General features: G+C 63.5%; 17 protein-coding genes. 11 read left to right on the forward strand and 6 right to left on the reverse strand.

Features of this window, described 5'->3' with window-relative positions:
- Window positions 1-2: 2 nt before the first annotated feature.
- Window positions 3-620, forward strand: a complete 618-nt coding sequence (locus CO664_RS07210; RefSeq protein ID WP_097524873.1) for an ABC-type transport auxiliary lipoprotein family protein — start codon at window positions 3-5, stop codon at window positions 618-620.
- A gap of 74 nt (window positions 621-694) precedes the next feature.
- Here CO664_RS07210 and CO664_RS07215 read toward each other — a convergent pair whose 3' ends face one another.
- Together CO664_RS07215 and hemF are read right to left on the reverse strand one after the other, a co-directional pair.
- Window positions 695-973, reverse strand: coding sequence for a BON domain-containing protein (locus tag CO664_RS07215; protein ID WP_037424337.1), 279 nt, complete (start codon window positions 971-973; stop codon window positions 695-697).
- Window positions 974-1,042: 69 nt separating this feature from the next.
- Window positions 1,043-1,954, reverse strand: coding sequence for an oxygen-dependent coproporphyrinogen oxidase (hemF, locus tag CO664_RS07220; protein ID WP_097538272.1), 912 nt, complete (start codon window positions 1,952-1,954; stop codon window positions 1,043-1,045).
- A gap of 223 nt (window positions 1,955-2,177) precedes the next feature.
- On the opposite strand from hemF, the gene CO664_RS07225 reads away from it, so the two are divergent.
- Together CO664_RS07225 and CO664_RS07230 are read left to right on the forward strand one after the other, a co-directional pair.
- Window positions 2,178-2,438 (forward strand): hypothetical protein, encoded by a 261-nt coding sequence (locus CO664_RS07225; protein WP_037424341.1) that lies wholly within the window; start codon window positions 2,178-2,180, stop codon window positions 2,436-2,438.
- Between the two features lie 116 nt (window positions 2,439-2,554).
- Window positions 2,555-3,820: an MFS transporter gene (locus tag CO664_RS07230; RefSeq protein ID WP_097538273.1), complete on the forward strand. Its 1,266-nt coding sequence runs from the start codon at window positions 2,555-2,557 to the stop codon at window positions 3,818-3,820.
- Here the strand turns inward: CO664_RS07230 and soxR are convergent.
- The gene (gene soxR / locus CO664_RS07235; RefSeq protein ID WP_083854258.1) at window positions 3,733-4,227 is read right to left on the reverse strand and encodes a redox-sensitive transcriptional activator SoxR; all 495 of its coding nucleotides are present in this window, start codon (window positions 4,225-4,227) and stop codon (window positions 3,733-3,735) included. The genes CO664_RS07230 and soxR overlap by 88 nt on opposite strands.
- Window positions 4,228-4,305: 78 nt before the next feature.
- Here soxR and CO664_RS07240 point away from each other — a divergent pair, with 78 nt between their 5' ends.
- Window positions 4,306-4,878, forward strand: a complete 573-nt coding sequence (locus tag CO664_RS07240) for an NADPH-dependent FMN reductase (RefSeq protein ID WP_097538274.1) — start codon at window positions 4,306-4,308, stop codon at window positions 4,876-4,878.
- Between the two features lie 53 nt (window positions 4,879-4,931).
- Here the strand turns inward: CO664_RS07240 and CO664_RS07245 are convergent, their stop codons facing one another.
- Complete coding sequence (locus tag CO664_RS07245; protein ID WP_097524868.1) at window positions 4,932-5,393, reverse strand: tRNA (cytidine(34)-2'-O)-methyltransferase; 462 nt, start codon at window positions 5,391-5,393, stop codon at window positions 4,932-4,934.
- 474 nt (window positions 5,394-5,867) lie between these two features.
- Between CO664_RS07245 and CO664_RS07250 the strand changes: the two genes are divergently transcribed.
- The 5 genes from CO664_RS07250 to CO664_RS07270 all read left to right on the forward strand — a co-directional run bounded on the left by CO664_RS07250 (window position 5,868) and on the right by CO664_RS07270 (window position 12,787).
- The gene (locus CO664_RS07250) at window positions 5,868-7,721 is read left to right on the forward strand and encodes an ABC transporter ATP-binding protein (protein WP_097538275.1); all 1,854 of its coding nucleotides are present in this window, start codon (window positions 5,868-5,870) and stop codon (window positions 7,719-7,721) included.
- Between the two features lie 108 nt (window positions 7,722-7,829).
- Entirely contained in the window at window positions 7,830-9,695 is a 1,866-nt protein-coding gene (locus CO664_RS07255) for an ABC transporter ATP-binding protein (protein ID WP_097538276.1), read from the forward strand.
- Between the two features lie 313 nt (window positions 9,696-10,008).
- Complete coding sequence (petA, locus tag CO664_RS07260; protein WP_037424367.1) at window positions 10,009-10,587, forward strand: ubiquinol-cytochrome c reductase iron-sulfur subunit; 579 nt, start codon at window positions 10,009-10,011, stop codon at window positions 10,585-10,587.
- Between the two features lie 14 nt (window positions 10,588-10,601).
- Window positions 10,602-11,882 carry a cytochrome b N-terminal domain-containing protein gene (locus CO664_RS07265; protein ID WP_037386053.1) on the forward strand — a complete coding sequence of 427 codons (1,281 nt, stop codon included), beginning with the start codon at window positions 10,602-10,604 and terminating at the stop codon, window positions 11,880-11,882.
- Window positions 11,883-11,914: 32 nt separating this feature from the next.
- A complete protein-coding gene (locus tag CO664_RS07270) occupies window positions 11,915-12,787 on the forward strand; it encodes a cytochrome c1 (RefSeq protein WP_037424369.1) in 873 nt (290 codons plus the stop codon).
- A 163-nt stretch (window positions 12,788-12,950) separates the two neighbouring features.
- Here CO664_RS07270 and CO664_RS07275 read toward each other — a convergent pair whose 3' ends face one another.
- Both CO664_RS07275 and CO664_RS07280 read right to left on the reverse strand, forming a co-directional pair.
- The gene (locus tag CO664_RS07275) at window positions 12,951-13,373 is read right to left on the reverse strand and encodes a VOC family protein (RefSeq protein ID WP_097538277.1); all 423 of its coding nucleotides are present in this window, start codon (window positions 13,371-13,373) and stop codon (window positions 12,951-12,953) included.
- Window positions 13,374-13,609: 236 nt separating this feature from the next.
- Window positions 13,610-20,047 carry a kinesin gene (locus CO664_RS07280; protein WP_097538278.1) on the reverse strand — a complete coding sequence of 2,146 codons (6,438 nt, stop codon included), beginning with the start codon at window positions 20,045-20,047 and terminating at the stop codon, window positions 13,610-13,612.
- Between the two features lie 524 nt (window positions 20,048-20,571).
- Here CO664_RS07280 and CO664_RS07285 point away from each other — a divergent pair.
- Together CO664_RS07285 and CO664_RS07290 are read left to right on the forward strand one after the other, a co-directional pair.
- On the forward strand, window positions 20,572-20,940 hold the full coding sequence (locus tag CO664_RS07285; protein ID WP_097538279.1) for an Hpt domain-containing protein: 369 nt from the start codon (window positions 20,572-20,574) through the stop codon (window positions 20,938-20,940).
- A gap of 195 nt (window positions 20,941-21,135) precedes the next feature.
- Window positions 21,136-21,456 carry a 2Fe-2S iron-sulfur cluster-binding protein gene (locus tag CO664_RS07290; protein ID WP_037424381.1) on the forward strand — a complete coding sequence of 107 codons (321 nt, stop codon included), beginning with the start codon at window positions 21,136-21,138 and terminating at the stop codon, window positions 21,454-21,456.
- The last annotated feature ends 236 nt before the right edge of the window (window positions 21,457-21,692 follow it).

The following is a 21,692-nucleotide window of genomic DNA, read 5'->3' on the forward strand; positions in this document are numbered from 1 at the left end:
GTATGGGTTTTCCGGGTCTGGTAGCGTTGTGTGGTGCGGGAGCGGCCCGGTTTGCTGCGGTTCTTTCATTGGCGACGATCATGGCCGGCTGCGGTACGCGCCAGGCGGTCAACGATACGTTCAGCCTGGCATCGGTGCCTGTCGTCTCACGCCCGGCTGGAACGAACCGTCAGATCCTCGTGCCGGAACCGACGGCCCTGAAGACACTCGGCAGCGACCAGATCGTCGTCCGGCTGTCGAGATCGGAACTGCAATATCTCGCCGGGGCCCAATGGGGTGACAGCCTGCCGCGCCTGGTGCAGGATCGGCTTGTCCAGACTTTCGACGATACCGGCAGGGTTCGTGGCGTCGGCAAGCCGGGCCAGGGCCTTGCCATCGACTATCAGCTGGTCACCGAACTCCGCGCCTTCGAGATTTCCACCGACGGCCCGGATACGGCGGTCGTCGAGATCTTCGCCAAGATTTTGGACGATCGCACCGGCACCGTGCGCAGGCAGCAGGAATTCCGTGCCGTCGCGCCGGTGCAGGGTGCCGGCAATCCGGCCTTTGTCGCAGCCCTCGACGCGGCCTTCGCCAAGGTGGCAGCCGATATCGTCGGCTGGACGCTTCGGTCTATCTAAGCTCGGCGCTAAACCGGACGTTCGCCCCTCATCTGCCTGCCGGCAGATGAGGGGCATTGTCGCAAAGGCTGAGTTTACCCGCTGCTGCTTTTCGAGAGCGCTATACGGTTGAGCACTTCGCCGACCCCTGCGACCGACATTGCCGCTTCCTCTGCGCGGAGGATTTCGTCCTTTGTGGCAACGGTGCCGCCGAGCAGGACGGTGGTGCCACTGCAGGTCACCGTGACGTCGGCCGCGTCAAGGCCCGGCGCGACGGCAAGGCAATGGGCAACCCTTCGCTCCAGCTCCGCCGGGTGGTCGGGGGTTATTCTTTCGGGCTCCTGGCCGAAGAATGTGCGCTTCTTGAATATCATGCGGCGATCACTCCGTCGTTGCGGAGAAAACGCCGGAGGCTGTGATTTGTTCGCGTCTTCGTTGAGCAATCAGGGCCAGCGAACGACCGGGGGCAGGGACGAGAGGATCGACTCGACGTTCCCACCCGTCTTGAGGCCGAAGATGGTGCCGCGGTCGTAGAGCAGGTTGAACTCCACGTAGCGGCCTCGACGCACGAGCTGCTCGTCGCGATCGGCCTCCGTCCAAGGCGTGTTGAAATTCGCCCTGACGATCTTCGGAAAGACGATGGCGAAGGCCTTGCCGACATCGCGGGTGAAGGCGAAATCGGCCTGCCAGCCGCCAAGATCCTCGGGCGAGTGCAGCCAATCGTAGAAGATGCCTCCGGTGCCGCGCGGCTCGTTTCTGTGCTTGAGGAAGAAGTATTCGTCGCACCATTCTTTGAATTTCGCATGATCGGCGACCGGATGCCGGTTGCAGGTGATCTCCATCGCCCGGTGAAACACGACGGTGTCCGGATCGGTCATGAGGCGCCGGCGGTCGAGGACGGGGGTCAGGTCCGCGCCGCCGCCGAACCAGTTGCTGGTGGTCACGACCATGCGCGTATTCATGTGCACGGCGGGCACGTTCGGATTGACCGGATGGGCGATCAGCGAAATGCCGGAGGCCCAGAAACGTGGATCTTCGCTGGCGCCGGGGATCTGGCTGCGGAATTCGGGGGAAAATTCGCCGAAAACGGTCGATGTGTGGACGCCGACCTTCTCGAAGACGCGGCCCTCCATCATCGACATGCGCCCGCCGCCGCCGGCGCCTTCCTCGCGCAGCCAGTCCTTGCCGACGAAACGGCCGGGCGGACGATCCGACAAGGGTCCTGTCAGATCATCCTCGATCGCCTCGAATGCCGCGCAGATCGAGTCGCGCAGGCTTTCGAACCAGGCCTTCGCCTCGGCTTTCTTGTCTTCGATGTCTGCAGGCAGACCCTGCGGCAATTGCGGTCTTTCCATGGGAATTCCGGTTCCAATAGGCGGGCTTTCGCAGAGAGGGAGCCCCGATTCTGTCGCCGTTCAAAGTCCATATTTTGGGCCGGATGGCAACGGCGCCGCGACCCCGCGTGACAGTCTATCGCATCGACGCGCCTCCGGCGATTTTGCTCGGGGCGATGGGTCGGAGCCGATGGGCTGGCCAAGCGGCGGTGCCGTTCCTATCTTTATCGTCAGAGGTACAGCCATGGCGAAGATACCCCCAGGACCGCCGCTCGATGGCTTGCGGCGCCAGATCGCCCGGCATCGCCGGGAGCACCCCGCGCGAGCAGACAGGCTGTTCGTGCGCGAGACCTTCCGCCTCGAACGCAGTGCCGCCCGCGCCAAGGCGCGCGAATGGTTCGAGACCTGGCCGAAGGCCGCCTACTGGACGGAAGTCGAGAGCTGGCGCCAACTCGAGGGCGACGAGATCGAGTTCACGATGCGCCGGCTGCCGAGCGCCGATTGAACGACCGCATTTTCGAAGCGCGCACTCAATTCATCTCGCCAAGGCGGCGGGAGCGCGCTAAGCGTTGCTCCACTCTTCCCGACACCCTCCCGATTGCTCATACCGGCCATCACCCCATGCCCATCGTCCGCTCGGTAATCGTCCTGTCCGTCACGCAGATCGTCTCCTGGGGCGCGATGTTCATGTTCGTATCGGTCACGGCGGCGGGAATGGCCGGCGACCTCGGTCTCGAGCTGTCGATGATCTATCTCGGTCCCACCATGATGCTGGTGGCAATGGCCCTGTGCTCACCGCCGCTGGGCGCGCTTTATGAGCGCTTCGGAGCGCGGTCTGTGCTCGCGTCCGGTTCGGCGCTAGCTGCGCCCGGCTTGTGGGTGCTCGCGAGCGCGCATGGGCCGGTCACCTATTTGGCCGCTTGGGCTCTTCTCGGTATCGCCGGTGCCGCGACGCTGACGACGTCCGCCCATGTCTATCTGAGTGAAATTGCCGGCGAGGGCGCGCGCCGAGCGATCGGGGCGCAGATGCTCGCCACGGCTCTCGCCCCGAGTGTTTCCTGGCCTGTCACTGTGTTCGTCGAGGCAGCGCTCGGCTGGCGTGGTGCGCTCATCGTCTACGGCGCGGTGATGCTGTTCGTCTGCGCGCCGCTGCATTGCTTCGGTCTCCCGCAGACCAAAAGGGCAGGCCGGGCGTCCCGTGCCGCCTCAGATGGCAAGCGGGAGCAGCCCGACACGCGTCACTATTGGGCGCTTGTCGCCCTTATCGTTGCGGCAGTTGCGCTCAACGGCTTCGTTACCTGGGGTTTCCAGCTCGTTGTCATCGATATTCTCCGGAGCTACAGCGTGCCCGACTATCTGGCGGTGGGTTTCGGATCCGTGATCGGTTTCGTCCAGCTCTCGGCGCGGCTTTTCGATTTTCTCGGCGGCAACCGCTGGGACGGGCTGGCGACCGGCTTCGTCGCGGCGGCGATCATGCCGCTGGCATTGCTGACCTTGATTTTCGGCGCGGGGAGCGAGTGGTCGATCGTCCTTTTCCTCGTGCTCTACGGCCTTTCGAGCGGCGCCATGTCGGTCAGCCGGGCGACGATGCCGCTCGTGTTCTTCTCGCCGGCGCAATATGCGCTGGTCACGGCGCGCCTCGGATTGCCGCTCAACCTCGCCTTCGCCGCCGCCCCTCCGTTCTTCTCCTTCGTACTCGGAGCAGCCGGGAACGGCTGGGCGCTTTCGATTGCACTGCTCTGCTCGGTCGGCACTTTGACGAGCATGATCCTGCTCAACCGGATGCGGCCGGCTGCGGCTCACGCCCCGGCGGTTTCCGCGTCGCCCGAGCCGTCGGACGGATCCATCAGGCGCGGCCCAGCACCCTCGGAGCCAAGCACGTCATGAGGGTTGCGCAACGGGCAATCGCGCATCGACAGGCAGCCGCAGCCGATGCAACCGGTCAACTGGTCGCGCAGCGAAGTCAACTTGGCGATCCGATCGTCGAGTTGCTGCCGCCAGCTGTTCGATAGCCGGGCCCAATCTTCGACGGTCAGCGGCCGGTCGTCTGGAAGCACCGACAGGGCGGATTGAATCTCCGCAAGCGGAATCCCAGTGCGCTGGGCGACCTTGATGACGGCGACGCGTCGCAACACCGAGCGCGGATAGCGCCGCTGGTTGCCGCGGCTGCGGTTGCTGCGGATCAGCCCCTTCGTCTCATAGAAATGCAGCGTCGAGACGGCGATGCCGCTCCGTTCGGCGACCTCGCCGACGGTAAGCTCCCGCCTGAAATCGCTGCCCTCTTCTTTTTGCATCGGTGCTATTGACCTCAACTAAGCTTGAGGTTCTATAGCATGAGCTCCCTGTAAACGACAACTAGGAGCTGATTCCGCATGACAGAGAAAATGACCCTTGCGCTGATCTATGGCAGCGCACGGCAGGGCCGGTTCTGCGATACCGTCGCCAGCTGGCTTATCCGCGAGCTTTCGACGTCCGACGTCTTCAGCCTGACGATCATCGATCCATTGCGGTTGAAGAACTCTCGCAGCGAGAAATCGGCCGATCCGGCCGAGTGGATGGAACGAAAGGTTGCCGAGGCGGACGCCTTCATCGTCATCACGCCGGAATATAATCACGGCTATCCCGCGGCGCTGAAGGAAATGATCGACGCCGTTTATGAGCCCTGGCATGCCAAGCCGGTGGCCTTTGTCTCCTATGGCGGCGCCTCCGGCGGTATCCGCGCCGTCGAGCAATTGCGCCAGGTCTTCGGAGAACTGCATGCGGTGACGCTCCGCGACGGGGTGGCGCTTCCGAAGGCGTGGTCGAAATTCGATGCAGCCGGCAATCTCTACAAGCCGGAAGAGCTTCGGGCGCCACTGTTCCTGATGATAGACCGGCTCACGTGGTGGGCGCGCACATTGAAATATGCGCGCAAGGCCACGCCCTATAGCGAGATTGCCGCGTGAGGGGCGGGGCATCTCCCGACGAGATAGGACGCCTCAAGGCACTCATTGACGTCTCAGAACGCGCCGGTCTGCCGCATCGCCTCGCCGACTACCATCGCGGTGGCGATGGCGATGTTGAGCGAACGCTGGCCCGGCGCCATCGGAATGAGGATGCGGGCGTCGGCACGGTCATGCACATGATCGGGCACGCCGGCGCTTTCCCGGCCGAAGAGCAGAACGTCGTCGGGCTGGAAGTCGAAACGCGTATAGGGCTCGGCGGCCTTTGTGGAAGCGAGCACCAGCCGCCGGCCGCTTTCCGCCCGCCATGTTTCAAAGTGCTCCCAGTTGACATGGCGGGTGAGCGTGACCGCCGCGATATAGTCCATGCCGGCGCGCTTGAGATTGCGGTCGGAGAGATCGAAGCCCGCCGGCTCGATGATGTCGACGGCCAGTCCGAGGCAGGCAGCGAGACGCAGGATTGTGCCGGTGTTGCCCGGAATGTCCGGCTGATAGAGGGCGATGCGGAGTTCGTTCATGGGCTTTCGTCGACGGCGTATGATCAAAGGGGCAGGCGCGAGACGTCGTATGGCATCGATTTGGTCCTTGATCCACAGCCCGGTAGGCTGCGGTGGCGTACATTCGGCGCGGATGAATTTCACCTCTCTGATTTGTGCCAAAATGGCAACAGGCCGAGCGTCGACGGAGAGACAGGCAAGAAAGTGACTGCGACAATCTGGCGCGGCAGCGCGATTGAGGGTAAAGGTCAAGTCTCTTCAACGCGAACCCACGGAGGCATGCATGACGGTATTGATGTTGACACGCCTCCATCCTGTAGCCTGGCCTTCGCAGGCCTAGCCGGTTCCGCGCCTTTTCCTTCTATCGATCGAATGACGCGCTCCGGTCCCGGAGTGGAGCTCGGCTCGAGGCGTCATCTCTGGACCGTGATTTCTCAAAAATAAAGAATGCGGGGCGACCCGCCTTCCTTCAAACTATCTGAAGGAGCTTGGATAATGTTCGGCTGGTTTGAATCCCGCCTCAATCCTTACCCGACGGAAGAGCCCAGGCTTCCGCCGAAGGGTCTCTTTGCCTTCTGCTGGCACTACACCAAGCCGGCGGCGCCGTGGCTGCTGATCATGGCGGTCTGCACCATGCTGATCGCGATCGGCGAGGTGGCGCTGTTTCAATTCCTCGGCAATGTGGTGGATTGGCTGTCCAATGCCGAGCGCGAAACCTTTCTCGCCACCGAGGGAGGCAAGCTCGCCTGGATGGGAGCCCTGATCCTCATCGGCCTCCCGGGCCTTGTGGCGCTCGATTCATTCATCATGCACCAGGTGCTGCTCGGCAATTATCCGATGATCGCCCGCTGGCAGATGCACCGCTACCTGCTTCGGCAGAGCATGACCTTCTTCGCCAACGAGTTCGCCGGGCGCGTGGCAACGAAGGTGATGCAGACGTCGCTTGCGGTTCGCGAGACGGTGATGAAGATCCTCGACGTCTTCGTCTATGTCGTGAGCTACTTCACAACGATGCTGGTCGTCGTCGCCGCAGCCGACTTACGCCTCGTCGCGCCGCTCGCCATCTGGCTCGCCGTCTATGTCGTGATCGTCAGCACCTTCGTGCCGCGCCTGCAGAAGATTTCCAAGGAGCAGGCGGATGCCCGGTCCATGATGACGGGTCGGATCGTCGACAGCTACACGAATATCAGCACGGTAAAACTCTTCTCGCATGCGGGGCGGGAGGAGACCTATGCGCGCGCCGGCATGGAGGAGTTCCTCGACACCGTCTACCGCCAGATGCGCAAGGTGACGCTGTTCCACATCTGCGTCTACGCGAACAACTGCGTGGCGCTCTTCGCCGTCGGTGCGCTGGGCATCTATCTGTGGCTGACCAGCGCGATCTCGGTCGGCGCGATCGCCGTCGCGATTGGGCTCGCGATGCGCATCAACGGCATGTCGCAATGGATCATGTGGGAAGTCTCGGCATTGTTCGAGAATATCGGCACTGTCTATGACGGCATGGGCATGATGACCAAGGCACACGACATCGTCGATGAGCCGAATGCGGCGCCGTTGAAGGCTGAGAAGGGCGCGATCCGTTTCGAGGACGTGCGCTTCCACTACGGCAAGGCAAAGGGCGTCATCGATCGGCTGTCGCTCGAGATTCGCCCGGGCGAGAAGATCGGCCTCGTCGGCCGCTCGGGCGCCGGCAAGACGACGCTGATGAACCTGCTGCTGCGCTTCTACGACCTGGAGGACGGCGTGATCCGGATCGACGGCAAGAATATTTCCGCCGTCACCCAGGACAGCCTGCGTTCTCAGATCGGCGTCGTCACGCAGGATACGTCGCTGCTGCACCGCTCCATTCGCGACAACATCGCCTATGGACACCCGGAGGCGACGGATGCGCAGGTCATCGCCGCCGCCAAGAAGGCGAATGCCTGGGAGTTCATCCAGATGCTCGAGGACAACCTCGGCAGGCGAGGGCTGGACGCGCAGGTCGGCGAACGGGGAGTGAAGCTCTCGGGAGGCCAACGGCAGAGGATTGCCATTGCCCGGGTCTTCCTCAAGGATGCGCCGATCCTCATTCTCGATGAGGCGACATCGGCGCTCGATTCCGAGGTGGAGGCGGCGATCCAGGAGAACCTCTTCGCCCTGATGGCCGGCAAGACGGTGATCGCCATCGCCCACCGCCTGTCGACACTGACGGAAATGGACCGTCTGGTGGTTCTCGAAGCGGGACGGATCGTGGAGACCGGCTCGCATGCCGAGCTTGTCGCCAAAGGCGGCCTCTACGCCGACCTCTGGTCGCGTCAGTCCGGCGGCTTCATCGCCGACGACGCCGAAAAGGAGAAGGCGGCGGAGTAATCTGCCGCCACGTTGCGCTTTTCGCTCGGATCAAAGCTTACGCATTTGTAATCGATGGGCCGGCGGAAACCGATTGCCGTCCGTCCTCAGCCCCCTATTATCTGAACAATGCTGCGCGCCATCGTCACTATCTTCGAGAATTGGATCAAGCCCTTCGCGCCGCGCGACCGGCTGCAGCCGCCAAGGTCGCTCTGGGGCTTCGCATGGTTCTATGCAAGCCAGGCAAAGGGTCCGTTCCTTGCCATGGCAGCGCTCGGTGGGCTGGTTGCCATGCTCGAGGCGGGGCTCTTCTATTTCGTCGGCCGGCTTGTGGACGTGCTCGATACCATCCGGCCACAGGACGGATGGAGCGGACTGATCGCCTCCAACGGTCCGGAACTGCTCTTCATGCTGTTGACGGTGCTGGTGTTCCGCTTCCTGGCCGTAGCGCTCGCGGCTCTGGTCGAGGAGCAGGCGATCATCACCGGCTTCCTTAACCTTGTCCGCTGGCAGTCCTATGTCCACGTCGCCCGGCAATCGCTCACCTTCTTTCAGAACGATTTTTCCGGCCGCATCGTCACCAAGGTCTGGTCGGGCGCGCAGGCGACAAGCGACCTGATCGTCTCGCTGCTGCAGGTCATCTGGTTCATCGTCATCTACACGGCGTCGACCATGGCACTGATCGCCCAGCTCGATTGGCGGCTGGCGGCGATGGTGGCCTTCTGGATCGCCATCTTCCTTTCGCTCGCCCGCTATTTCGTTCCGCGCGTCCGCAAGCACGCCCGCGACACCGCGGAAATGGCGTCGATGCTCAACGGCCGCATGGTCGATGCCTATTCGAATATTCAGACGCTGAAGCTCTTCGGCAGCGACGAGGAGAATGACCGCTATATCCGCGCCGGCTTTGACCGCTTTCAGGGTGCGGTCATCCCCTTTACCCGCCTGCTGACGGGTGTGCGGGCCTCCCAGGCGCTGCTTTCCGGGCTGATGATCGCGGCGATCGCCGTCTACTCGGTTCATCTATGGCTTGCGGGAATGGTGAGTTCGGGGGCGGTTGCCTTCACGCTGGCGCTCGTGCTGCGCCTCAACATGCTGCTCGGGCGGATGATGTCGCAGTTTAACGCCATCATGCGCAATATCGGCACGATCCAGAATTCGGCCGAGCTCGTCTCGCAGCCGATCGGCCTCGTCGACAGGCCCGGGGCGCTCGATCTCGAAGTCAAACGGCCGGAGATCCGGTTCGAGCGGGTGTCGTTTCACTACGGCAAGGGCGGCGGGGTGATCGATGAGTTCTCCCTGTCCATCCGCCCCGGCGAGAAAGTCGGCATCGTCGGCCGCTCGGGCGCCGGCAAGTCGACCCTCGTCAACCTGCTGCTGCGCTTCTACGACCTCGAGGAAGGTCGGATCCTGATCGACGGGCAGGATATCGCCACGGTCCGCCAGGAATCGCTGCGCGCCCAGATCGGCATGGTCAGCCAGGACACCTCGCTTCTGCATCGGTCGATCCGCGACAATATTCTTTTCGGAAGGCCGGGCGCGACGGACGAGCAGCTGATCGAAGCGGCGCGCAAGGCGGAAGCCTATGACTTCATCGTCAATCTGCAGGACCAGCGCGGCCGCAAGGGATTCGATGCCCATGTCGGCGAGCGTGGCGTCAAGCTTTCCGGCGGCCAGCGGCAGCGGATTGCGATCGCCCGCGTGATGCTCAAGGACGCGCCGATCCTTGTTCTCGACGAAGCGACCTCGGCGCTCGATTCGGAAGTGGAGGCAGCCATCCAGTCCAATCTGGAGCGTCTGATGCAGGGCAAGACGGTGCTCGCCATCGCTCACAGATTGTCGACGATCGCAGCGCTTGACCGTCTGGTGGTGATGGACCGCGGACGTATCGTCGAGGACGGCAGCCACGCCGAGCTGATCGCCCGCGGCGGCCTCTATGCGGAACTTTGGGCGCGCCAATCCGGCGGCTTCATCGCCCAGGAGGAAGCGGCCGAATAGGGGGCTCCGACGTGCCCTTCGACCGTGCCAAGCCCTTGTGCTCATTGGCTGCCTCTTTCCCCCGCGACAATCTGCCCACCTCCTCCTGTGAAGGCTGGACATAATTCGCGATCGAGCATAGAACGCGCCGGATTGGTGGGGATTCTGCGTGCAGGATTCTCCGGATTCTGGCATCCGTACCGAGACTTGCCGTGGCAAGCCGTGCAGGGGGCCAGCAAGAGGATAGGGTGCGCTCCGAGACCTGGGAAAAGGGACCGAAACGCGCCGGGGGCGGAGGCGGTTTCCGCACATTGCGTGAGAGGATGGTTTAGCCGTGAGCGAACACGACACTTCAAGCGAGACCTTGGGCGAGCCCACTCGCCGCGATTTCCTGTATCTGGCAACGGGCATGGCCGGCGTTGTCGGCGCCGGCGCGGCGGCCTGGCCGTTCATCGATCAGATGCGCCCGGATGCATCGACGCTTGCGCTGGCTTCGATCGAGGTCGACGTTTCGAGCCTTCAGCCGGGGATGTCACTGACGGCGAAGTGGCGCGGCAAGCCGGTCTTCATCCGCAACCGCACCGACAAGGAAGTCGAGGATGCGAAGGCCGTGCCGCTCGAAGAGCTCAAGGACCCGGTCGCCCGCAACGCCAACCTCGCCACCGATGCGCAGGCGACCGATCTCGATCGCTCCGCCGGCGAGGGCAAGGAAAACTGGATCGTGATGATCGGCTCCTGCACCCATCTCGGCTGCGTGCCGCTCGGCCAGGCCGGTGATTTCGGCGGCTGGTTCTGTCCCTGCCACGGGTCGCACTACGATACGGCCGGCCGCATCCGCAAGGGCCCGGCACCGGAGAACCTCGCCGTGCCGACCTTCTCGTTCGTTTCCGACACAGTTATCAAGATCGGTTGAGGGGACTACTGATAATGAGTGCTGAACATTCAACCTACACGCCAACGACAGGCATAGAGAAGTGGGTTGATTCCCGTCTTCCGCTGCCGCGCCTCGTTCACGACTCGTTCGTCTCCTATCCGGTGCCGCGCAACCTGAACTACGCCTATACCTTCGGCGCGATGCTGTCGGTGATGCTGATCGTACAGATCCTGACGGGTATCGTGCTGGCGATGCACTATGCAGCCGAAACGAGCGTCGCGTTCAACTCGGTCGAAAAGATCATGCGCGACGTCAACCATGGCTGGCTGCTGCGCTATCTGCACGCCAACGGCGCATCCTTCTTCTTCATCGCGGTCTACCTGCACATCGCCCGTGGCCTTTATTACGGCTCTTACAAGGCGCCGCGCGAGATCCTTTGGATCCTCGGCGTCGTCATCTATCTCCTGATGATGGCGACCGGCTTCATGGGCTATGTTCTGCCCTGGGGTCAGATGTCCTTCTGGGGCGCAACGGTTATCACCGGCTTCTTCTCGGCCTTCCCGCTGGTGGGTGAGTGGATTCAGCAGTTCCTGCTTGGCGGCTTTGCCGTCGACCAGCCGACGCTGAACCGCTTCTTCTCGCTGCACTACCTGCTGCCCTTCATGATCGCCGGCGTCGTCGTCCTGCACATCTGGGCCCTGCACGTCACCGGCCAGACGAACCCGACCGGCGTCGAAGTGAAGTCGAAGACCGATACCGTGGCCTTCACGCCCTATGCGACGCTCAAGGATGCACTCGGCGTTTCGATCTTCCTCATCGTCTATGCCTGGTTCGTCTTCTACATGCCGAACTATCTCGGCCATCCGGACAACTACATCCCGGCCGACGCGCTGAAGACCCCGGCTCACATCGTTCCGGAATGGTACTACCTGCCGTTCTACGCGATGCTGCGCGCCATCACCTTCAATATCGGCCCGATCGACTCCAAGCTCGGCGGCGTTCTGGTGATGTTCGGTTCGATCATCGTTCTGTTCTTCCTGCCCTGGCTCGACACGTCCAAGGTCCGTTCCGCCGTCTACCGCCCCTGGTACAAGCTGTTCTTCTGGATCTTCGTCGCCAACGCCATCATGCTCGGCTGGCTCGGTTCCCGCCCGGCAGAAGGCCTCTACGTCGTCCTGTCGCAGCTCGGCACGCTGTACTACTTCGGTTTCTTCCTCGTCATCATGCCGCTCCTCGGCCTGATCGAAACGCCGAAGCGCATTCCGAACTCCATCACCGAGGCGGTGCTGGAGAAGCAGAATGCCAAGGCGCAGCCGAAAACCGCGCACGCCTGACCGGAACAGCGATTGATAAGGAACTCACAACAATGAAAAAGCTTGTTACAGGCATTCTGTCACTCGCTGTCGTCGCCGGTCTCGGTCTGGGTGCGGCTCTGGCCCAGGGCGAGGAAGCTGGCGGCGAGCATGCGGCAGGCGCGACGCCGCACTATCCGATCCACAAGCCGGTCCAGCAGGACTGGACCTTCGGCGGCCTCTTCGGCCATTACGACAAAGGGCAGCTGCAGCGCGGTCTCAAGGTCTATGCCGAAGTCTGTTCTGCCTGCCACTCGATGAGCCTCGTGCCCTTCCGCACCCTTGAAGACCTCGGCTATTCAGAAGCTCAGGTGAAGGCCTTCGCGGCGAACTACGAGGTGCAGGACGGCCCGAACGCCGACGGCGAGATGTTCACGCGCAAGGCCGTTCCCTCCGACTACTTCCCGTCGCCGTTCCCGAACAAGGAAGCCGCAGCGGCCGCCAATAACGGTGCCGCCCCGCCGGACTTCTCGCTGATCGCCAAGGCGCGCGGCGTCGAGCGCGGGTTCCCGCAATTCGTCTTCGACATCTTCTGGCCCTACCAGGAAGGCGGTCCGGACTATATCCACGCGCTGCTGACGGGTTACCAGGATCCGCCGGAAGGCGTCCAGGTGGCCGAAGGGACGCACTACAATCCGTACTTCGTGAGCGCCTCGGCGCTGGCGATGGCGAAGCCGCTTTCCGACGATCAGGTCACCTATGACGACGGTGCGCCGCAGACGGTGGACCAATATGCCAGGGACGTCTCGGCTTTCCTAATGTGGGCCGCGGAGCCGCATCTCGAAGACCGCAAGCGTACCGGCTTCATGGTCATGGTGTTCCTGCTGATCTTCACCGGCCTGATCTATCTGACGAAGAAGTCGGTCTACGCCAACAAGGAACATTGATCGGAGCTGGCATTGCCAGAGCGCGTCATTGAAAGGTCCCGGTGCAAACCGGGACCTTTTTGTATGGAGCCTTTCCCGCGGGGTGTCAGAGCCAGCAGCGCTGTCGGATTCGGCGGCTGCTCGTCGCCCTCATCCATGTGCTTACCATACTGATCGGGACGCTTCAGTCCTTGACCGTCCATTGCGGATTCCAGGCGATCTCCCAAAAATGTCCGTCCGGATCATGGAAATAACCCGAGTAGCCGCCCCAGAAACGATCGGACGCTGGATCGGTGATGATGGCGCCGGCCTCCGCAGCCTGCTTCATGATGCTGTCGACCTCTTTTTTGGAATTGACGAGATGGCCGATCGACACGGCGCCGAGACGCGCCTGCGTCACGCTGATCTTCGCATCCTTTGAAAGCGAAGACGCCGGATAGAGCGCCAGGATCAGGTCGTCACCCATATGGAAGAAGACGACAGCTCCGTCTTCGAACTCCTCACCGATGATCCCCTCGGTGGGCAGGCCCAGGCCGTCACGATAGAAGGCGAGGGACCGTTCGAGATCGTTCACGGCAAGTGTCAGGACTTTGATTCGCGGCTTCATATCCGCCTCCTGTCTGCAGGCGCCGGAATTCCAACTGTCTCTTTACACGCTACGAGCTGGCGCCAGGATGCGATGCTGACAGATTACAGAAAATGGCCGGACTGTTCACGCTCACTGTAGAGAGCATCAGACCGGTCTGCCATGCTGCTCAGCGACCGGTCTGTGGTTTTCGCAAGAAAAAGGCCCCGCCTTGCGGCGGGGCCGTGATGATCTTCGGCATTAATTTCAGTTGAGCTTCAGCTGAAGCGGCCGGCGGCATGGGCGAGCATCGTATAGACCTTGCCGGTATCGGACGTCAGGTAGGTCTGGGTGATGCGCTTGTCCGGATCGTTGCGCGCCACATCGGCAAGCAGCTTTTCGAAGTCGGCGATGTAGCGGTCCACGGCGGTGCGGAACTCCGGCTCGCGATCATACTTGCGCTTGATCTCGTCGAAGGTCTGCTGCCCCTTCAGCGTATAGAGCCTGCGGGTGAAGACATCCCGCTCGCCGCGCTGGTAGCGGCGCCACAGCTCGACCGAGGCGTCGTGGTCGATCGCCCGGGCAATATCGACCGAGAGCGAGTTCAGCGATTCCACCACGTGACGCGGATTGCGGCTGTCTCCGGTGCGGGCCACGGGCTGGCTTTCGGCCGGCCGAGGACGCGCGGGCTGCGGCTCTTCCTCGCGGGAGGCGGCGCGCAGCAGATCCCGCATCCAGCCGCCACCTTCCTCGACGCGCTCTTCGGCGGCCGACGGACGGGCGGGCTGCAAGGGACGCGTGGCCTGCTCGAGACCCAGGCTGCCACGCAGCGCAGGGCTCGGCGCGGCAGGTTGCTGGACCGCCGGCTGTTGCTGGATTGCCGGCTGTTGCTGCACCACGGGCTGCGGCGGTGCGACGGGCGCCTGAGCAACGGGGGCGGGCGCAGCCAGCGCCGGCTGCTGGCGCACCGGCTGGGCGACCTCGAGATGCGTCGAAGACTTGCCGATGATTTCGGAGAGCTCCTGCAGCGCCTTGATCTGCTCGGCGACGGCACGCCGCATCACCGCGGCATTCTCCTTGGCCTCTTCCGGCAGGTCGAAAGCGCCGCGCTTCAACTCCTCGCGGGTCATGTCGAGTTCCTTGCGGATCTCGCCGGCGGAGCGGCGGATGTCGTCGGTCGCGCCGCTGAAGCGGCTGATCGCTTCGTCGATCGCCTGGCGGACGGCCTCGCGCAACTGCGTGGCAACGCCATCCGACTTCTTGCCGCTTTCCGCCAGCATCCGCTCAACATCGGAGACCGAAGCCCCGATGCTGCCGCGCAGGCGGGCAGCCGCCTCCTTGGCGCGCTGCTCGGCGCTGGAAAAGGCACCTTCGAGCGCCTGGCTCGCTTCGTCGCCGGCCTTGGCGACGGCCTGGCGCAACGCCTCGGAGGCGCTGTGAGCACGGCCTTCGACCCCGGACAGCGCCTCGTTCGCGCCGGCGATTGAGGTTTCGACGCCGGTGCGCAGCGTCTGGGCGATCTGGCGCGACCGCTCTTCGGCGCGGGCGAACACGCCCTCCACGGAGGCGGCAGCCTCGCCGCCCGCCTCGGCGAGAGTGTTGCGCATGGCCTCGGCCGCTTCCGCGGCCCGTTGCTCGGTGCTCGACAGAAGCCGGCCGACATCGGCAAAGGACGACTGGACGCCGTTGCGAAGGTTGCCGGCGACCTGACCGGAGCGCTCCTCGGCGCGCTGGAAGGCACCGTCGACGAAGCCCTCGAGCGCGCGCATGGTGCGCTCGATCTCCTCCGAACGCTGGACAAGACCGACGGAGAGCGTGCGCAGGGCGTCCTGGCGCTCCTCGAGCGTGCTGACCAGGTTCGACTGGGCTGCGGCCAGCAGATTGGACGCCTGGCCGAGCACCTTGGAGTGATCCTCGAAGCGGCCGACGATGCCGCCGATCTGCGAGAGCGTCGATGAGGCGATATCCGAGAGCTTGTCGACGCGACCTTCGATTAGGCGGGTGGAACTGGACAACATGTCGGATGCATGCCGTGTGGATTCCGAAACCTTCGCTGCGGCTGCCTCCAGGCGCTGGTCCATGTCCCCGAGGCTGCCGTTAGCCTGCTCGATGACCGATGCGATGGCGGAATTGTTGGTCGCGAGCTGGTCGATCAGCCCCATGGCCGTCGATTGTAGGCGGTTCTCGACCATCTTCATCGCCTTGGCGGTTTCTTCCGCCCGCAGCGAGATCGCCTCGAGCGTTTCGCTTGTCCGCTCCGTAATGGCGTCGACGAGGGCGGCGTTCTCCGCTCGCAGCCGGTCGGCGCTCTCCTGGGTGAGGGCGGCGATGCGCGCGGCGGCTTCCTTGCCCGTTGCCGCGTATTGCTCGATGACCGGACGCGCTTGCTCGTCGAGGAGACGGGTGAGTTCGAGCGAGCGGCCGGCGAGCATGGAATTCAGTTCGCGGGTGCTGTCGTCGAGTGTGCTGCGGATCGACTGGCCGCGTGCATCAAGCGCCTTTTCCGCGTCCGTCAGGCTCTGCTGGATGCTCGCCGTATGGCTGGCGATCTGATCCCTGGTCGAGGCGAGCCGTGCCGAGGCGGATTCGGCGGCCTCCGTGACCGACCGGGCAAGTTCGGCATGGCGTGTCGCCGTCGCCGAGGCGGTCGTTTCGATCGAGTTGGCGAATTCGGCGTTGCGGGCAGCCAAGGCGCTGGCGAAATCAGCACCGGCCTTGGAGAGCAGCTCTGCCGAGCGTCCAGCTTCCGCGTCGATCTCCTGGGCGGCATCGCTGACGGCGCCACGCAGGCTCGTGACGAGCGCTGCCGCCTTGCCTTCGATCGTGCGGTTGACGTTTTCGAGACCTATGGTGAGGGCACGGTCCATCGTCCCGAGGCGCTCCTCGATGCGGCCCGCACCAGCCTCCATCGCGGAGGCGATCCGGCCGGTCCCATCGTCCATGGCGGAGGTGATCCGGGCTGCCGCGGTCTCGCTGATCCGGTCGATTTCGCCGGCGCGCTCCGCAAGGCTTTCCGTGATCCGCTGTCCGGCAGCGTCGACGATGGCGTTCACGCTGCCGACGCTGTCGCGGATGCGATTTTCGAGGGAACCAAGCGTCGTTTCGATGCGGCCGCCCGTATCGCCGACAATGCTGCTGACGGTGTCGACGCTGTCGCGAATGCGATTTTCGAGGGAGCCGAGCGTCGATTCAATGCGGCCGCCCGTGTCGTCGACGACGGCGCTGACGGTGCTGACGCTGTCGCGGACACGATCTTCGAGAGAGCCGAGCGTCATATCGATGCGGCCGCCGGTGTCGTCGACAATCGCGCTGACATTGCTGACGCCGCCGCGAATGCGGTCTTCGAGCGACGCGAAGCTCGATTCGATCCTTGTGCCGGTTTCGTCGAGACGGCTGTTGATGCCGTTGAGCGAAATGTCGACGCGGTTTGTCAGAGTGTCGGCCGCGAGGCTGATCTGGTCTGCCGTCTCGGCGAGGCGCTCGGCAATGTTGCCGGTCGTCGAGCGCATGCGCGCATCGAGCGCTTCGGTGCCGCGATCGATCGCGCCGGCGATCGAGTTCTGCCGCTCTTCCAGCGACATTTCGAGCATGCTGGCGCTCGTCGCCAGCGTCGTCGCGATGCCCATCGACTGGTCGGTCAGCAGCTCTTCCAACCGTTCGCGGCCCTGGCCGACGGCGAGGTTGATCCTGTCGACCTGCTCGTCGAGGGTGGAGCGCAGCTGTGCGGTCTTGCCGGAGAGCGCCTGGTCGATCTCGGCCGCCTTGCCGGCAAGCGACGCGGTCGCTTCCGACGTCCGGGCGGAGAGCGCTTCGGCGCCGCGCTCAAGCGCGGCGGCGATCGCGGCTTGCCGCTCCTCGAGCGACATTTCGAGCATGCTGGCGCTCGTCGCCAGCGTCGTCGCCATCGCCATTGACTGGTCGGACAGCAACTCTTCCAGCTGTTCGCGGCCCTGGCCGACGGCGAGGTCGATCGCCTTGATGCGATCGTCGAGCGTCGAGCGGATCTGCTCGTGCGTCGTCGTCAGCGTCTCGCGCAGATGGTCGGCCCTGCCGGAGAGCGTCTGCTCTATCTCCGCCGCCCTGCCGGCAAGCGAGGCCGTTGCTTCCGTGGTGCGGGCAGTAAGCGCCTCGGCGATCTCGGCGCTGGTTCCCGCCAGCGAGTCGGAAATCTTGCCGACGCGGCTGCTGAGATCCTCGGCGATCCGTGCACTCGTATCGGTGAGCGTATCGGCGATCTGGCTTACGCGGCCGCCAAGATTTTCCGCGACTTCGGAGACGCTCTGCGAAAGCTTGGTCTCGATCTCGCCGACCCGGTCGGTTATCGTTTCGGCGACAGCCATCGCGCGGAAGGTCAGGTTGTCGGCGACGTCTTCGGCATGGCGGCTGAGCGTGTCGGCCATCTCGGCCGCGCGTGTCGACATGGTCGTGTTGATTTGCGCGGCGCGCTCGGAGAGTACCCCGTCGAGGGCGGCCGTTTGGCTGGCGAGCGTGTCGGCGATCGCCTGGCTGCGCTCCGACAGCACCCCTTCCAGCGTTGTCGTCTGACTGGTGAGGGCTGCGGAGATCGTCTGGCCACGTTCAGAGAGAACGCGCTCCAGCCGGTCAGCGGTGCCGCCGACCGCGTCCTCGAGCGCGCTAGCGCCGGAGGTGAGCGCGGCTGAAAGCGCGGCAGTGCGCTCCGAAAGCGTGTTGTCCAGGCGATGCTGGCTCGCGGCAATCGCGCTGGTGATCTCGTCGGTGGAGCCCATGAGCGTCTGCTCGATGCGCGTATGGGCAGATTGCAGGCCGTCGATGAAGGCCGACGTCCGGGAATCAAGACCTTCCGTCAGGCGCTGCTCGCTTGTCGTCAGCGCGTTGGCGAGGGCATCGGCACGCTGGCCGAAGCCGCCTTCGATCCGCTCCTGTGCCTGCGTCAGAGCGCCCATCAGCGAACTGGTCTTATCGGAGAGCACGCCCTCGATGCGGCTGTGCGCATCGCCGATGAGGTTGCTGAGCTCCGATGTGCGGCTGCCGATCGTCTCTTCGATGAAGTCCTGCGTTGCGCCAAGTGCGGTGGCGAGCGTCAGCGACTGATCGGAAAGCGCCGAACTGATCTTCTCGACGCTGCTGTCCAGGGCAGTGCCGATCGCATCCGAGCCGCCGGACACGGTTTCGTTGATTCTGTGCAGGCTCTCCATCAACTTGCTATCGAGCAGGCCCGCCCGCTTGTCGAAGGCGCTGGCGAATTCGTGGAAGCGTTCGTCGAAGGCGGTGGCGAGGTGCCCGACGGTCGTCTGCAGCTTCTCTTCGAAGAAGCCGCCGCGGAGGTCCAGATCCATGATCGCGTCGTCGGCGCTCGTCTTGAGGCTCTGGCGGAAACTCGCGCCCTTCTCGTCGAGGGCCGCATTGAGCGACGAAAGCATGTCCTCTAGGCCGCCGGCAATCGCCTGCTGGCCGACATTCAAGCTTTCGTTGAGGTCGCGGGTCCGCGCGATCAGAGTCTCGTTGAGCTGGCGGGCGCGCTCGTTGAGGGCGTTGTTCAGCTTTTCGGTATTCGCATCCAGCGTCGACGCACGGGTTTCGAACTGGCTCAGCAATTGTTCGCCGCGCTTTGTCAGATTCTCGCTAAGCGCATCGAGGCGAACATCGAACTCCTTGCTGAGCGTCACTCCGGCATTCGTCAGGCCGGAAAGCAGCGCCTCCGTGCGGGTATCCAGCATGCTGCCCAGGCTTTGCAGTGCATGGTCAGATTTTTCGCTGAGGGCTGCGGCCCGCGTATCGATCAGCGATGCAAAGGCTTCGCCGGACAGGGCGATACGAGAGGCAATATCTTCGCTCGCGAGTTCCAGGTCGTCTTTCAGCTTGCCGTGCGCGCCGGCTATCGCGGAGCGTATCCGCTCGGAATGGCCGACAATGGCTTCGCGCTCCAGCCCCAGTTCCTGGACGAGGGTGCGAACGCGCAGTTCGTTTTCGCTGTAGCTGCGCTCGAGCGCGCTCACTTCCGAATGGACGAGCGCCTCCAGTTCGGTGGCCCGCGCAATGGTGCGCTCGATGCCCTCGTTCATCGCCGACACTTCGCGGCGGACCGCCTGGCCGACGGCCATGACGCGGTCGGCCGCCGCGGTTTCCGGTTCGGCCAGCCGCAGGGCGACCTCGGCCATCGAGCGGGCCGCATTGCGCAGCTCCTGAGCACGCGCAATCATGATCGCGAAGGAGAAGAAGAGCATGACCGGCAAGGCAATGCCGATCAGGATGCCGATCGCACCGGGCGTGGCTGCGAGATCGCCGAGAGAGCGTATCTGCCAGATCTGCGGCGCATAGAGGAGGTGGCCGATCGCTACCCCGGCAAGCGCCCACACCAGCGAGATCAGCGCCGCGACACGGATCGCCGCACGGCTGGATCGGACTTCGAGGGAGCGGAGCATTGCCGCGGGCGATCTGCGGGTATCGTCATTGGCCGGGGAAAGCGCCGGCTGTTTCGGAGCGGGCTCCGGCGCAAGATTGCGAGGCGCCTCGCTCGTCCGGGCCCTCTGTGCTTCCGGTTGGTCCTTCCCGGTGCGCTTATGTTCGGACGCGGCAGCCTTCCTGCTGGACTCGGACACCTTTTCCTCCGGATCATCCAAGGAATTCTTGTCGTTCAAGGCCGACTTCAGGTCGTCAAAATCGATCTTCAGGGCAGCTTCCAGAGCCTGGAAGGCCTTTTCGTCGATCGACTCGTTGCTCTTCTTCGTCGCCATAGGGATACGCCTCACTACTATTGCCCGTTCATGGCCGCCTTATTTGGTCCGATCGAACCAATAGACTCCCTCAACCAGGGCGGTGACCCGCAAACTATGCGCAAGACATCTGCGCCATACGCCCACTGGGTCACCATTGCATCGCCTCGATGGAATAACCGCAGCTCGCGTCTCAGGACACGGGGCGCGCAGCTTATCCACCAGAACAGTTGCCACTTTCGTATGCAGACCTGTTCCTAATCGTATCGTAGTGACACATTAGCCCGGTTCTTACAATTAAGCGCAATCCGCATTCGCTAGAATCCTAATGAATTGTTAATGGGCCGCCGGTGCCGCGGTGCGAAAAGTCAAGAGAATCAGCCCGTTTAGCAATCGTTAACCATGCCGACGGATTTCCGCGCCCAGCGCCATGACATTAAGCCGATGGCAGCGCAGCTGCCGGATGATCAATGTCTGAAAACGGTGCGGTCGCCCGATGCATGTCAAATAGGACGTGATGCATCGTCAATTAAGGAAATCGGCTCATGTCGGCGCTCAAGATCGCTTTCGAAACCCCCGACAATCCGGCAAACGCGTCACCTTGCGGAAAGCCGCCGATCGATTTTGTCCACCTGTCCGGCCAGACGATGGGGGACAAGAGCCTCGAAATCGAGGTGCTTCAGCTTTTTGCCCGCCAGGCCCGGCAGACGATGGCCGAGATCCACGACGCGGATGCCGATGCATGCGGCCAGTCGGCGCATCGACTGAAGGGGGCGGCACTCGCGGTCGGAGCAACGCGCGTGGCTCGTGCCGCCGCCGCCATAGAGCAGCGGCCCGCCGACTGGACCCTACGCGCCCCACTCGGGGCAGCCGTGCTCGAAGCCGAGCTTTTCATCCTCAAGCTGTGCCGCTGATCCGCGCCGGCCCGACAACCTTTTTCAAGGCGCGATCATTGCCGGATTTGCGGGGACGTCCGCGACCAGGCATCGGCTCATGTTGACTGGCCGGTCGATTTGTTGGAAGAAACTGCCCTGAATTCAGGCCGGCCGCGCCTGCCGCGGCGGCTGGCGCTCGCGGGCGGATCCCATCTATTCATTCCGGAAAGAGAAATGACAAAACTTACGATCGTAGCCTTTGACGGCACGCGCCACGACCTCGATGTCGAAAACGGCTCCACGGTCATGGAGAATGCGGTGCGCAATTCCGTGCCCGGCATCGAGGCCGAGTGCGGGGGCGCCTGTGCCTGCGCAACCTGTCATGTCTATGTTGACGACGCCTGGGCGGCGGCCGTCGGCGCTCCAGAAGCGATGGAAGAAGACATGCTGGATTTCGCCTATGACGTGAGGCCGACCTCTCGGCTCTCCTGTCAGATCAAGATGAGCGAGGCGCTTGACGGACTGGTCGTGCACGTGCCCGAGCGCCAGGCCTAATCCCTTCCTTCCTTCAAGAAGGCACTAAAAAAATGCCTCGCTGGTCATGGCGACGAGCGAGGCAAGGGGGGCGTATCGCATACAGATGAGGGAGGGAGCACCTGCTGCACCGAGACACGCCAGGAGAACCTGTTTTGCCTCATCGCGCAGGTCTGTCTCAGTCACCCGGCAGCAATGAAGCGAACCCTATTCAGCACTTAATCAACGATCCAAATGCGACTTTTTACTGTCGATTG

Origin of the sequence: Sinorhizobium sp. NG07B, assembly GCF_002532005.1 — a bacterium.
GTDB lineage: Bacteria > Pseudomonadota > Alphaproteobacteria > Rhizobiales > Rhizobiaceae > Sinorhizobium > Sinorhizobium fredii_C.